13 protein-coding genes are annotated in these 12469 nt (G+C 58.6%); all 13 read right to left on the reverse strand.

The window, feature by feature from the left end:
• Positions 1 to 16: 16 nt before the first annotated feature.
• The gene (gene glmS, locus C8K58_RS07715) at positions 17 to 1849 is read right to left on the reverse strand and encodes a glutamine--fructose-6-phosphate transaminase (isomerizing) (RefSeq protein WP_027608179.1); all 1833 of its coding nucleotides are present in this window, start codon (positions 1847 to 1849) and stop codon (positions 17 to 19) included.
• A 10-nt stretch (positions 1850 to 1859) separates the two neighbouring features.
• Entirely contained in the window at positions 1860 to 2627 is a 768-nt protein-coding gene (locus C8K58_RS07720; protein ID WP_027608178.1) for a DeoR/GlpR family DNA-binding transcription regulator, read from the reverse strand.
• A 227-nt stretch (positions 2628 to 2854) separates the two neighbouring features.
• Positions 2855 to 4222, reverse strand: coding sequence for a bifunctional UDP-N-acetylglucosamine diphosphorylase/glucosamine-1-phosphate N-acetyltransferase GlmU (gene glmU, locus C8K58_RS07725; RefSeq protein ID WP_027608177.1), 1368 nt, complete (start codon positions 4220 to 4222; stop codon positions 2855 to 2857).
• Positions 4223 to 4344: 122 nt separating this feature from the next.
• Positions 4345 to 4761, reverse strand: coding sequence for a F0F1 ATP synthase subunit epsilon (locus tag C8K58_RS07730; RefSeq protein WP_003177061.1), 417 nt, complete (start codon positions 4759 to 4761; stop codon positions 4345 to 4347).
• Between the two features lie 44 nt (positions 4762 to 4805).
• Positions 4806 to 6182: a F0F1 ATP synthase subunit beta gene (gene atpD / locus C8K58_RS07735; protein WP_003177062.1), complete on the reverse strand. Its 1377-nt coding sequence runs from the start codon at positions 6180 to 6182 to the stop codon at positions 4806 to 4808.
• Positions 6183 to 6209: 27 nt separating this feature from the next.
• Positions 6210 to 7070 (reverse strand): F0F1 ATP synthase subunit gamma, encoded by an 861-nt coding sequence (atpG, locus tag C8K58_RS07740; RefSeq protein ID WP_003195829.1) that lies wholly within the window; start codon positions 7068 to 7070, stop codon positions 6210 to 6212.
• Between the two features lie 50 nt (positions 7071 to 7120).
• On the reverse strand, positions 7121 to 8665 hold the full coding sequence (atpA, locus tag C8K58_RS07745) for a F0F1 ATP synthase subunit alpha (RefSeq protein WP_003177064.1): 1545 nt from the start codon (positions 8663 to 8665) through the stop codon (positions 7121 to 7123).
• A gap of 21 nt (positions 8666 to 8686) precedes the next feature.
• Positions 8687 to 9223 (reverse strand): F0F1 ATP synthase subunit delta, encoded by a 537-nt coding sequence (locus C8K58_RS07750; protein WP_027608176.1) that lies wholly within the window; start codon positions 9221 to 9223, stop codon positions 8687 to 8689.
• A gap of 12 nt (positions 9224 to 9235) precedes the next feature.
• Complete coding sequence (locus tag C8K58_RS07755; protein ID WP_008439543.1) at positions 9236 to 9706, reverse strand: F0F1 ATP synthase subunit B; 471 nt, start codon at positions 9704 to 9706, stop codon at positions 9236 to 9238.
• 55 nt (positions 9707 to 9761) lie between these two features.
• Positions 9762 to 10019: a F0F1 ATP synthase subunit C gene (atpE, locus tag C8K58_RS07760; RefSeq protein ID WP_002555987.1), complete on the reverse strand. Its 258-nt coding sequence runs from the start codon at positions 10017 to 10019 to the stop codon at positions 9762 to 9764.
• 133 nt (positions 10020 to 10152) lie between these two features.
• Complete coding sequence (gene atpB / locus C8K58_RS07765; protein ID WP_017736231.1) at positions 10153 to 11022, reverse strand: F0F1 ATP synthase subunit A; 870 nt, start codon at positions 11020 to 11022, stop codon at positions 10153 to 10155.
• 16 nt (positions 11023 to 11038) lie between these two features.
• Entirely contained in the window at positions 11039 to 11446 is a 408-nt protein-coding gene (locus C8K58_RS07770) for a F0F1 ATP synthase subunit I (RefSeq protein WP_010565865.1), read from the reverse strand.
• Positions 11447 to 11594: 148 nt separating this feature from the next.
• Positions 11595 to 12467 carry a ParB/RepB/Spo0J family partition protein gene (locus C8K58_RS07775; RefSeq protein ID WP_015886650.1) on the reverse strand — a complete coding sequence of 291 codons (873 nt, stop codon included), beginning with the start codon at positions 12465 to 12467 and terminating at the stop codon, positions 11595 to 11597.
• Positions 12468 to 12469 lie beyond the last annotated feature (2 nt).

Below are 12469 nucleotides of genomic sequence, written 5' to 3' on the forward strand. Positions count from 1 at the left end.
TCCAGGGTGGAGCGGGTTACTCCACCGTCACCGACTTCGCCAGGTTGCGCGGCTGGTCGACGTCGGTGCCTTTGAGCACGGCGACGTAGTACGACAGCAGTTGCAGCGGGATGGTGTAGAGGATCGGCGACAGGGTGTCGTGGATGTGCGGCATGTTGATGACGTGGGTGCCTTCGCCGTTGGTCATGCCGGCTTTTTCGTCGGCGAACACGATCAGTTGGCCGCCACGGGCGCGGACTTCCTGCAGGTTGGACTTGAGCTTCTCCAGCAGTTCGTTGTTCGGCGCGACGGTGACCACCGGCATGTCGTCGTCCACCAGGGCCAACGGGCCGTGCTTGAGCTCACCGGCCGGGTAGGCTTCGGCGTGGATGTACGAAATTTCCTTGAGCTTCAGGGATCCTTCCATCGCCACCGGGTACTGCGCGCCACGGCCGAGGAACAGGGTGTGGTTCTTGTCGGCGAACAGCTCGGCGACTTTTTCCACGGTGCTGTCCATGGCCAAGGCTTCGCCCAGGCGGGTCGGCAGGCGGCGCAGTTCTTCCACCAGAGTGGCTTCGACGCCGGCAGCCAAGGTGCCGCGAACCTGGCCCAGGGACAGGGTCAGCAGCAACAGGCCGACCAACTGGGTGGTGAAGGCTTTGGTGGAGGCCACGCCGATTTCGCGACCGGCCTGGGTCAGCAGGGTCAGGTCGGACTCACGCACCAGGGAGCTGATGCTGACGTTGCAGATCGCCAGGCTGGCGAGGAAGCCCAGCTCTTTGGCATTGCGCAGCGCGGCCAGGGTGTCGGCGGTTTCGCCGGACTGGGAAATGGTCACGAACAGCGTGTCGGGCTGCACCACCACCTTGCGGTAGCGGAACTCACTGGCGACTTCGACCTGGCACGGGATGCCGGCCAGTTCTTCCAGCCAGTAACGAGCAACCATACCGGCGTGGTAGCTGGTGCCACAGGCCACGATCTGCACATTGCGCACTTTGGCGAACAGCTCGGCGGCTTGCGGGCCGAAGGCGTTGACCAGCACTTGCTTGTCACCAAGGCGGCCTTCCAGGGTGCGCTGCACCACGGCCGGTTGTTCGTGGATTTCCTTGAGCATGAAGTGGCGGAACTCGCCTTTGTCGGCAGCCTCGGCACCGTCGCGGTATTGCACGGCTTCGCGTTCGACGGAATTACCGTTCACGTCCCAGATCGCCACGCTTTCACGGCGAATGTCAGCAATATCGCCCTCCTCCAGGTACATGAAGCGGTCGGTCACCTGGCGCAGGGCCAGTTGGTCGGAGGCGAGGAAGTTCTCGCCCAGGCCCAGGCCGATCACCAGCGGGCTGCCACTGCGGGCGGCGACCACGCGGTCAGGTTGGCTGGCGCTGACCACGGCCAGACCATAGGCGCCGTGCAGCTCCTTGACCGTGGCCTTGAGGGCGGCGGTCAGGTCACTGTGGTCCTTGAGCTTGTGGTTGAGCAGGTGGGCGATGACTTCGGTGTCGGTATCCGAGGTGAACACGTAGCCCATGCTCTTGAGCTGTTCGCGCAGCACTTCGTGGTTTTCGATGATGCCGTTGTGCACCACGGCCAAGTCACCGGAGAAGTGCGGGTGGGCGTTGCGCTCGCACGGTGCGCCGTGGGTGGCCCAGCGGGTGTGGGCAATCCCCAGGCGACCCACCAGCGGCTCGCCGGCCAACGCCTGCTCCAACTCGCTGACCTTGCCTGGGCGGCGCATGCGCTCAAGCTTGCCGGCGTTGGTGAAGACGGCCACACCCGCGCTGTCGTAGCCCCGGTATTCCAGGCGCTTGAGACCTTCGAGCAGGATGGCAGTAACGTTACGTTCGGCGACTGCGCCAACAATTCCACACATGGTGCTTCTCCTAGATGATTGCCGCGCATATCAGCGTAATGCCGCGGGCTTGGATCTGGTCGCGGGCCTCAAGCGGCAGGCGATCATCGGTAATAAGGGTATGGACGCTGCTCCAGGGCAGTTCCAGGTTGGGAATCTTGCGGCCGATCTTGTCGGATTCGACCATCACCACCACTTCACGGGCGACCTCGGCCATCACACGGCTCAAGCCCAGTAATTCGTTGAAGGTGGTGGTGCCACGTTGCAGATCGATGCCGTCGGCGCCGATGAACAGTTGATCAAAGTCGTAGGAACGCAACACCTGCTCGGCGACCTGGCCCTGGAACGAGTCCGAATGCGGGTCCCAGGTGCCGCCGGTCATCAACAGCACCGGTTCGTGCTCCAGTTCGCTCAAGGCGCTGGCCACGTGCAGGGAGTTGGTCATGACCACCAGGCCGGGCTGGTGGCCCAGTTCCGGGATCATGGCGGCGGTAGTGCTGCCGCTGTCGATGATGATGCGGGCGTGTTCACGCAAACGCATCACCGCAGCACGGGCGATCGCACGTTTGTAGGCCGAGACCGGTTGGGCGGGGTCGCCCACCAGTTCCTGAGGCATGGTGATCGCGCCACCGTAGCGACGCAGCAACAGGCCGTTACTTTCGAGCGCGGCCAAGTCCTTGCGGATAGTGACTTCCGAGGTTTCGAAACGCTTGGCCAGTTCGTCCACGCTGACTTCGCCCTGTTCGTTGAGCAAGGTCAGGATGTTGTGGCGTCGTTGGGGTGTATTTCGTTTCGACATGGTAATTATAAGTTTCGTTTCGAAAGATAACGAAGGCAATCAAAACCTATTGAGAAGATATCGTCAAGCGTCGGAACCAGATTTTTCAAGCAACACACACAAATGTGGGAGGAGGCTTGCCCCCGATTGCAGTAGATCAGTCGACTGAAACATTGACTGAAAATCCGCCATCGGGGGCAAGCCCCCTCCCACATCTGGATAACGCTGCTGATAAGGCTGTGGATAACTCAGGTCTTCTTGATTTTGACCGGGCGTTTCCAGCCGTCGATGTTACGTTGGCGTGCACGGGCCACGGCCAGTTGGGACTTATCCACATCCTGGTTGATGGTTGAGCCCGCAGCAGTGTTCGAACCATCACCTATCGTCACAGGTGCAATCAGCGAGTTATTCGAGCCGATGAAGACGTCCTCACCAATAGTGGTCTGGTACTTATTGGCACCGTCGTAGTTGCAGGTGATCGCGCCTGCGCCGATGTTGCTGCGCGCACCGATCACCGCATCCCCCAGGTAAGCCAGGTGGCCGGCCTTTGCATCATCGCCCATGCGTGCGTTTTTCAGTTCGACGAAATTGCCGACGTGCGCCCTGGCGCCCATCACAGTGCCCGGACGCAACCGCGCAAAAGGCCCGGCATCGCTGCCCTCGCCCATTACGGCGCCGTCGATATGGCTGTTGGCCTTGACCACCACGCCCTTGCGCAGGGTGCTGTCCTTGATCACGCAGTTCGGGCCGATGACCACGTTGTCTTCGATGATCACGCGGCCTTCGAGGATCACGTTGATGTCGATCAGCACATCGCGGCCGACGGTGACCTCACCGCGTACGTCAAAACGCGCAGGGTCGCGCAGGGTCACGCCCTGGGCCATCAGGCGGCGGCCTTCACGCAGTTGGTAGTGACGCTCGAGCTCTGCAAGCTGCTTGCGATCATTGGCGCCCTGTACTTCCATCGGGTCGTGGGGCTGCTCGGTGGCGACCAGCAGGCCATCACTCACGGCCATCTCGATCACGTCGGTGAGGTAGTACTCGCCCTGGGCGTTGTTGTTGGACAGGCGGCTCATCCAGTCGGCGAGCTTATTGGCAGGCACCGCAAGGATGCCGGTGTTGCCTTCGGTGATAGCCCGCTGGGCTTCACTGGCGTCCTTGTGCTCGACGATCGCCGCGACCTTGCCGTCGGCACCGCGCACGATGCGCCCGTAACCGGTGGGGTCATCCAGCTCAACGGTGAGCAGGCCCATCTGGCCGGGCACCACATGCTTGAGCAGGCGTTGCAGGGTTTCCACTTCGATCAGCGGCACGTCACCGTAGAGGATCAGCACGGTGTCGGCGGTAATGAACGGCACAGCTTGCGCGGTGGCGTGGCCGGTGCCCAGTTGTTTGTCCTGTAATACGAAATTCAGGTCATCCGCCGCCAGGCGCTCGCGCACCACATCAGCACCGTGGCCGATCACCACGTGGATACGTTGCGGGTCCAGTTGACGAGCGCTGTGGATAACATGCCCAAGCATGGAATTGCCCGCGACCGGGTGCAGCACCTTGGGCAGGGCCGAACGCATGCGGGTGCCCTGGCCTGCGGCGAGAATGACGATTTCAAGAGACATGAATGGCTACCAATCCTGGGCGGTCCGGCTTCAGACCAAAGATGTGTTTTGCTAAAAAAGAAAAAGGGTAGCCGAGGCTACCCTTTTTAATCAATCGCGCATAAGCATCACGGCGTCGCCGCTTACTTCTTGCGGATCTGCTGGAGCGTGCGCAGCTGAGCTGCAGCCTCGGCCAGACGTACAGCAGCAGCGCTGTAGTCGAAGTCCGCACCCTTTTCGTTCAGGGCCTTCTCGGCAGCCTTGACGGCTTCCTGAGCGGAGGCTTCATCCAGGTCGCCAGCACGTTGCACGGTGTCGGCAAGTACCTTGACCATGTTCGGCTGAACCTCAAGGAAACCACCGGAGATGTAAAACACCTCCTTTTCCCCGCCTTGCTTGGTCAGAGTGATCGGACCTGGCTTCAAGCTGGTGATCAATGGCGCGTGGCCCATGGCAATACCCAGGTCACCGAGTTCGCCGTGTGCAATCACCATTTCTACCAGACCGGAGAAGATTTCCCCTTCCGCGCTGACGATATCGCAATGGACTGTCATAGCCATCTGATTGCCTCAACCTGATGAGCGCCCGTTTCCGGGCGCCTGGATTACAGTTTCTTGGCTTTCTCGATCGCTTCTTCGATGCCGCCGACCATGTAGAACGCTTGTTCTGGCAGGTGGTCGTAGTCACCGTTGAGGATGCCTTTGAAGCCAGCAATGGTGTCTTTCAGGGAAACGTATTTACCCGAAGCACCGGTGAAGACTTCAGCCACGAAGAACGGCTGCGACAAGAAGCGCTGGATCTTACGAGCACGGTTTACCAACTGCTTGTCGGCTTCCGACAGCTCGTCCATACCCAGGATCGCAATGATGTCCTTCAGTTCTTTGTAACGCTGCAGCACGTACTGAACGCCGCGAGCGGTGTCGTAGTGCTCCTGGCCGATCACGTTCGGGTCCAGCTGGCGCGAAGTCGAGTCGAGTGGATCGACCGCTGGGTAGATACCCAGGGAAGCGATGTCACGGGACAGAACGACGGTGGCGTCCAAGTGGGCGAAGGTGGTCGCAGGCGATGGGTCGGTCAAGTCATCCGCAGGTACGTATACCGCTTGGATCGAAGTGATCGAACCTTCCTTGGTCGAAGTGATACGTTCCTGCAGAACGCCCATCTCTTCAGCCAGGGTCGGCTGGTAACCTACTGCGGAAGGCATACGGCCCAGCAGTGCGGATACTTCAGTACCGGCCAGGGTGTAACGGTAGATGTTGTCGACGAACAGCAGAACGTCGTTACCTTCGTCACGGAACTTCTCGGCCATGGTCAGGCCAGTCAGTGCTACGCGCAGACGGTTTCCCGGCGGCTCGTTCATCTGACCGTAGACCAGTGCCACTTTGTCCAGAACGTTGGAGTCCTTCATCTCGTGGTAGAAGTCGTTACCCTCACGAGTACGCTCACCCACACCGGCGAACACGGAATAACCGCTGTGCTCGATGGCGATGTTACGGATCAGTTCCATCATGTTTACGGTCTTGCCTACACCGGCACCACCGAACAGACCGACTTTACCGCCCTTGGCGAACGGGCAAACCAGGTCGATAACCTTGATGCCGGTTTCCAGCAGGTCGTTGCCGCCAGCCTGTTCCGCGAACGAAGGTGCTGGACGGTGAATGCCCCAGCGCTCTTCGGTGTCGATCGGGCCAGCTTCGTCAATCGGGTTGCCCAGTACGTCCATGATCCGGCCCAGGGTCGCTTTACCGACCGGTACGGAGATGGCAGCGCCAGAGTCGATAACGTCCAGACCGCGCTTCAAGCCTTCGGTGGAACCCATCGCAATGGTACGAACTACGCCGTCGCCCAGCTGCTGCTGAACTTCCAGAGTAGTTTCCGCGCCTTGTACTTTCAGCGCGTTGTAGATGCTCGGTACGCTGTCGCGTGGAAATTCCACGTCGATAACGGCGCCGATGATTTGAACGATACGTCCGCTACTCATAGCTGGATCCTCTGAATATTTGAACCGTTAAACCGCGGCAGCGCCGCCGACGATTTCCGAGATCTCTTGGGTGATCGCAGCCTGACGCGCCTTGTTGTAGATCAGCTGCAAATCGCTGATCAGATCACCGGCGTTATCGGTAGCGTTTTTCATCGCGATCATCCGCGCCGCTTGTTCAGCTGCGTTGTTCTCGACCACCGCCTGGTACACCTGCGACTCCACGTAGCGCACCATCAAGCCGTCAAGCAGCTCTTTGGCGTCTGGTTCGTAGAGGTAGTCCCAGTGGTGCTTGAGTTCCTGATCCGGAGTCGCCACCAGTGGAATCAATTGCTCCACGGTTGGCTGCTGGGTCATGGTGTTGATGAACTTGTTGGATACCACGGAGAGGCGGTCGATCCGGCCTTCCAGGTAAGCATCCAGCATCACCTTCACACTGCCGATCAAATCATTGATCGACGGCTCTTCACCCAGGTGGCTGATAGCTGCAACGACGTTACCGCCGAAGTTGCGGAAAAAGGCCGCACCCTTGCTACCAACAACACACAGATCGATCTCGACGCCGTTTTCGCGGTTTACCGCCATGTCCTTGACCAGGGCCTTGAACAGGTTGGTATTCAAACCACCGCACAAACCACGGTCACTGCTCACTACCACATAACCCACACGCTTGACGGCGCGCTCGATCATGAACGGGTGGCGGTATTCCGGGTTGGCGTTGGCCAGATGCCCAATTACCTGGCGGATACGCTCCGCATAAGGACGGCTAGCAGCCATGCGCATTTGTGCCTTGCGCATTTTGCTGACCGCCACTTTTTCCATGGCGCTGGTAATTTTTTGCGTGCTTTTGATGCTCGCAATCTTACTGCGAATCTCTTTTGCGCCTGCCATGTAACACCTATCAGGTTAGCAAGCGGGAGCCTTGCGGCTCCCGCTGCGGCTTACCAGGTTTGGGTGGCCTTGAACTTCTCGATACCGGCTTTCATGCCAGCGTCGATATCGTCATTGAAGTCACCCTTCACGTTGATCTTCGCCATCAATTCGGCGTGATCGCGGTTGAAGTAAGCAATCAGCGCTTGTTCAAAGCTGCCGACCTTGGCGATTTCAACGTCGGTCAGGAACCCACGCTCAGCGGCATACAGCGACAACGCCATGTCAGCGATCGACATTGGGGCGTATTGCTTCTGCTTCATCAGCTCGGTAACGCGCTGACCATGCTCAAGTTGCTTACGGGTCGCTTCGTCCAGGTCAGAAGCGAACTGGGCGAATGCGGCCAGTTCACGGTACTGAGCCAGAGCGGTACGGATACCACCGGAGAGCTTCTTGATGATCTTGGTCTGAGCGGCACCACCCACACGGGATACCGAAACACCGGCGTTCACTGCAGGGCGGATGCCCGAGTTGAACATGGCCGATTCCAGGAAGATCTGACCGTCGGTGATGGAAATCACGTTGGTCGGAACGAACGCGGAAACGTCGCCAGCCTGGGTTTCGATGATCGGCAGTGCGGTCAGGGAACCGGTTTTGCCGGTCACTGCGCCGTTGGTGAACTTCTCTACGTACTCTTCCGAAACGCGGGATGCGCGCTCCAGCAGACGGGAGTGGAGATAGAACACGTCGCCTGGGTAGGCTTCACGGCCTGGTGGACGGCGCAGCAGCAGGGAAATCTGGCGGTAAGCCACTGCTTGCTTGGACAGATCGTCATAAACGATCAGCGCGTCTTCACCGCGGTCGCGGAAGAATTCACCCATGGTGCAACCGGAGTACGGTGCCAGGAATTGCAGCGCAGGAGATTCCGAAGCACTGGCAGCCACGATGATCGTGTTGGCCAGGGCGCCGTTTTCTTCCAGCTTGCGAACCACGTTGGCGATGGTCGATTGCTTCTGACCGATCGCTACGTAGACGCAGAAAATGCCGCTGTTCTTCTGGTTGATGATCGCGTCGATCGCCAGAGCGGTTTTACCGATCTGACGGTCACCGATGATCAGCTCACGCTGGCCACGGCCGACTGGGATCATGGCATCGACAGCCTTGTAGCCAGTCTGTACAGGCTGGTCTACCGACTTACGCCAGATCACGCCTGGAGCAACTTTCTCGACCGCGTCGGTCTCGGTGTTGCCCAGTGGACCTTTACCGTCAACAGGGTTACCCAGTGCGTCGACTACGCGACCCAGCAATTCCTTACCAACCGGAACCTCCAGGATGCGGCCAGTGCACTTGGCGCTCATGCCTTCAGCCAGACTGGTGTACGCGCCCAATACCACGGCACCTACGGAGTCTTGCTCCAGGTTGAGGGCCATACCGTAGACGCCGCCCGGAAACTCGATCATCTCGCCGTACATAACGTCGGCCAGACCGTGAATCCGCACGATGCCGTCAGATACGCTGACGACAGTGCCTTCGTTACGGGCTTGGGAGGTCACATCGAGCTTGTCGATGCGGCCCTTGATAATTTCACTTATTTCGGAAGGATTGAGTTGCTGCATTGCTCTGCTGCCCCTTCAAACTCAAGATTTCAATGCTTCGGCAAGATTCGCGAGTTTGCCGCGAATCGAGCCATCGATAACCAGGTCGCCGGCGCGAATGACAACACCCCCAATAAGGGATGGGTCTTCCGCAACTTGCAGGCGCACTTCCCGGTCGAGTCGTGCACTGAGAACCTTGGCGAGTTTGTCTTGCTGTTCTTGGTTCAATGCAAAAGCACTGGTCACTTCAACGTCTACCGATTTCTCTTGCTCGGCCTTGTACAGGTCGAACAGAGCGGCAATCTCCGGCAAAAGCAGGAGACGGTCGTTTTCGGCGATGACATTGATGAAGTTCTGCACTTTCACATCAAACTTGTCGCCGCACACTTCAATAAAAGTGGCGGCCTTGTCTGCGCTCGTCAGTCGCGGGGCCTTGAGCACGCGCTGCATGGTGCCGTCTTGCGACACTGCTGCAGCCAGGCCGAGCATGGCTGACCAAGAGGCCAGCTGCTGGTGGGCCTGGGCGTGCTCGAAGGCTGCCTTAGCGTAAGGTCGGGCCAACGTGGTCAATTCTGCCATGATCGCCCTCGCTTAAATTTCAGCAGCCAGTTTGTTAACCAGCTCCGCGTGCGCGTTTTGATCAATTGTGGCACCCAGGATCTTCTCAGCACCGCCGACGGCCAGAGCACCCAGTTGGGCACGCAGCGCATCTTTGACACCGTTCAGTTCCTGCTCGATCTCGGCTTGAGCCTGAACCTTCACACGGTCAGCGTCGATACGGGCTTTTTCAACAGCCTCTTCAACAATCTGGTTACCGCGTTTCTTGGCTTGCTCAATGATTTCGGCTGCTTGAGCTTTCGCTTCGCGCAGTTGCTGACCCGCTTTATCTTGGGCCAACTCCAGGTCGCGAGCTGCTCGTGCGGCAGCGTCCAGTCCATCCGCGATCTTCTTTTGACGTTCGTGCAAAGCCGCGATGACCGGAGGCCATACGAACTTCATGCAGAAAACGACAAAAATCAAGAACGCTAAGGACTGACCAATAATGGTTGCATTAATGTTCACGCCAATACCTCGCTCATTCGTTGCACAACACACCAATCACTCGAAAAACGAGTGATTAACCGGCGAGTTGACCAACGAAGGGGTTCGCGAAGGTGAAGAACAGAGCGATACCAACGCCGATCATGGTCACGGCGTCGAGCAGGCCGGCAACGATGAACATTTTAACTTGCAGCATTGGAACCATTTCTGGCTGACGCGCTGCGCCTTCCAGGAACTTGCCGCCCAGCAGGCCGAAACCAATGGCAGTACCCAGGGCGCCCAGGCCGATCAACAGTGCAACAGCGATAGCGGTTAGACCAACTACAGTTTCCATCTTTCCTCCCGACTTTTACGTCGTATGGTTTAGGTTTTTTAGATTTTAAAGCGGTAAAACAAATCGTTTCATAGCCCTGGTGGGCCACCTTCCCGTTTCACCGGGAAGGACATCAGGCTAGTCGAGACTGGCCTTAATGGTTCTCTTCGTGCGCCATCGACAGGTAGACGATGGTCAGCATCATGAAGATGAAGGCCTGCAGGGTGATGATCAGGATGTGGAACACAGCCCACGCCCACTGCAGAACAATGCCCAGGCCGCTAAGCCAGAGCAGGCCGCTGCCGAACATCACAGCGATCAGAATGAACACCAGCTCGCCGGCATACATGTTGCCGAACAGTCGCAGGGCCAGGGAGATCGGCTTGGCGATCAGGGTGACGAATTCCAGCAGGAAGTTCACCGGGATCAGCAGGGCTTGAACGAAGATGTTCTTGCTGCCGAACGGGTGCAGGGTCAGTTCGCCGATGAAGCCGCCGATGCCCTTGATCTTGATGCTGTAGAAAATGATCAACGCAAATACCGACAGGGCCATGCCCAGGGTAGCGTTCGGGTCAGTGGTCGATACGGCACGGAATGGAATGTGCGGGTCGCCGGAAATCGCCATGGCCAACTGAGGGATCCAGTCAACCGGGATCAGGTCGACGGCGTTCATCAGGAACACCCAGACGAAGATGGTCAGTGCCAACGGTGCAATCACCGGGCTACGGCCATGGAAGCTGTCTTTCACGCTGCCATCGACGAATTCGACCAGTACTTCAACGAAGTTCTGCAAAGCACCTGGCTGACCGGAAGTCGCCTTCTTTGCCGCCATGCGGAAAATCAGGACGAAGATCAGACCCAAAGCGACCGACCAGCCCAGAGTATCCAGGTGGAAAGCCCAGAAGCCCATTTCTTTGGCTTCTGCTGCGGAGTGGGCAAAGCCCCAGCCGCCGTTGGGAAGCTGACCGAAGGTCAGGTTCTGCAAGTGGTGCTGGATATAGCCCGAAGCGGTTGTTTCTGCCATGGTTGCCTCAAACGCCCTAAGGTTTCGAAAGTCTTGTTTTCATCAGCAGGGGAGCGAACCAGCTGACCAGTTGGGTCAACACGAAGACGCCGAATACAGCCAGCGGCGCCAATGGCTTCACACCTGCAAAGGTCAGTGCAAACAGCACTGCCGTCAAAATCAGTTTCCCCGCCTCGCCGGCATAAAAAGACCGGACGATAGCCTGGGCTGCTCGGGCGCCGGAAAACCGAAAGGCCCTGTGAGCAAAATACATATTGGGCAGCAAGGCTATCAGGCCTCCGCAGAGTCCTGAATATCCGGCTACGACTCCATGCCAGTACCAAAGCGCCAATGCGGCGATCAGCAAGATGACAAATTGAGCCAATAAAACCGGAAAAACAGCCAAGCGATGGAAGGGCAACGTGTTTGGCGTGCGGGTTTCCATCACTCTTGCTCCTCAATAGTCGGCTGCCGGAAATCAATAACTTGGCATAATTTGTGCCGACAAAATGCGCGCAGAGTATAGGGGCGGTTCTGCCCCTATTCAACTGCCGGGTAGTGATTTCCGATCACGCGCTACATAAGCAAATGTTTCAGCGGATGTGGGCAAGGACGCCCTGAAGCTCATCAAGGGAGTTATATCCGATGACCAATTGCCCTTTGCCTTTCTTACCGTGGCGAATTTGTACCGCAGAGCCCAGGCGCTCGGCCAGGCGCTGCTCGAGACGCGCAATATCCGGATCAGGTTTGGCTGTTTCGACCGGTGCAGGTTTGCCGCTGAGCCACTGGCGAACCAGGGCCTCGGTCTGACGAACGGTGAGCCCTCGTGCGACAACGTGTCGCGCCCCTTCAACCTGTTGATTTTCCGGCAGACCGAGCAAAGCACGGGCGTGGCCCATCTCGAGGTCGCCATGGGACAACATGGTCTTGATGACTTCCGGCAGCGCGATCAGGCGCAGCAAGTTGGACACGGTGACACGGGATTTACCCACGGCCTCGGCGACCTGTTGCTGGGTCAGCTGGAATTCCTGCTGCAAACGCTGCAAGGCGATCGCTTCCTCGATCGGATTGAGGTCTTCACGCTGGATATTCTCGATCAACGCCATGGCGATGGCGGTTTCATCCGGTACATCGCGCACCATCGCCGGGATGGTGTCCTTGCCTGCCTGCTGGCTGGCGCGCCAGCGGCGTTCACCGGCGATGATTTCAAAGCGGCCACCGCCAATCGGGCGCACCACAATCGGCTGCATCACGCCCTGGGCCTTGATCGAATTGGCCAGTTCCTCCAGCGCCTGGGGGTCCATGTCCCGGCGTGGCTGGTATTTGCCGCGCTGGATCAGGTCCAGGGGCAGGTGCTGCAGCTCGCGTTCGTCAGCCTGCACCGCTTGTTCTTCAAGCGATGTGACGGTCGGACCACTCAGCAGTGCATCCAGTCCACGTCCGAGACCTCGTTTCTTGACGGCCATGG

Source organism: Pseudomonas sp. GV047 (genome assembly GCF_003058245.1).
In the GTDB taxonomy this organism is placed as follows: Bacteria; Pseudomonadota; Gammaproteobacteria; order Pseudomonadales; family Pseudomonadaceae; genus Aquipseudomonas; species Aquipseudomonas marginalis.

Excerpts from the sequence above, each read along its gene's own strand:
- C8K58_RS07775 (WP_015886650.1), bottom strand. The coding sequence starts at position 12,467 with ATGGCCGTCAAGAAACGAGGTCTCGGACGTGGACTGGATGCACTGCTG.
- atpA (WP_003177064.1), bottom strand. The coding sequence starts at position 8,665 with ATGCAGCAACTCAATCCTTCCGAAATAAGTGAAATTATCAAGGGCCGC.
- atpD (WP_003177062.1), bottom strand. The coding sequence starts at position 6,182 with ATGAGTAGCGGACGTATCGTTCAAATCATCGGCGCCGTTATCGACGTG.
- C8K58_RS07730 (WP_003177061.1), bottom strand. The coding sequence starts at position 4,761 with ATGGCTATGACAGTCCATTGCGATATCGTCAGCGCGGAAGGGGAAATC.
- C8K58_RS07770 (WP_010565865.1), bottom strand. The coding sequence starts at position 11,446 with ATGGAAACCCGCACGCCAAACACGTTGCCCTTCCATCGCTTGGCTGTT.
- atpE (WP_002555987.1), bottom strand. The coding sequence starts at position 10,019 with ATGGAAACTGTAGTTGGTCTAACCGCTATCGCTGTTGCACTGTTGATC.
- atpG (WP_003195829.1), bottom strand. The coding sequence starts at position 7,070 with ATGGCAGGCGCAAAAGAGATTCGCAGTAAGATTGCGAGCATCAAAAGC.
- glmU (WP_027608177.1), bottom strand. The coding sequence starts at position 4,222 with ATGTCTCTTGAAATCGTCATTCTCGCCGCAGGCCAGGGCACCCGCATG.
- glmS (WP_027608179.1), bottom strand. The coding sequence starts at position 1,849 with ATGTGTGGAATTGTTGGCGCAGTCGCCGAACGTAACGTTACTGCCATC.
- C8K58_RS07750 (WP_027608176.1), bottom strand. The coding sequence starts at position 9,223 with ATGGCAGAATTGACCACGTTGGCCCGACCTTACGCTAAGGCAGCCTTC.
- C8K58_RS07720 (WP_027608178.1), bottom strand. The coding sequence starts at position 2,627 with ATGTCGAAACGAAATACACCCCAACGACGCCACAACATCCTGACCTTG.
- atpB (WP_017736231.1), bottom strand. The coding sequence starts at position 11,022 with ATGGCAGAAACAACCGCTTCGGGCTATATCCAGCACCACTTGCAGAAC.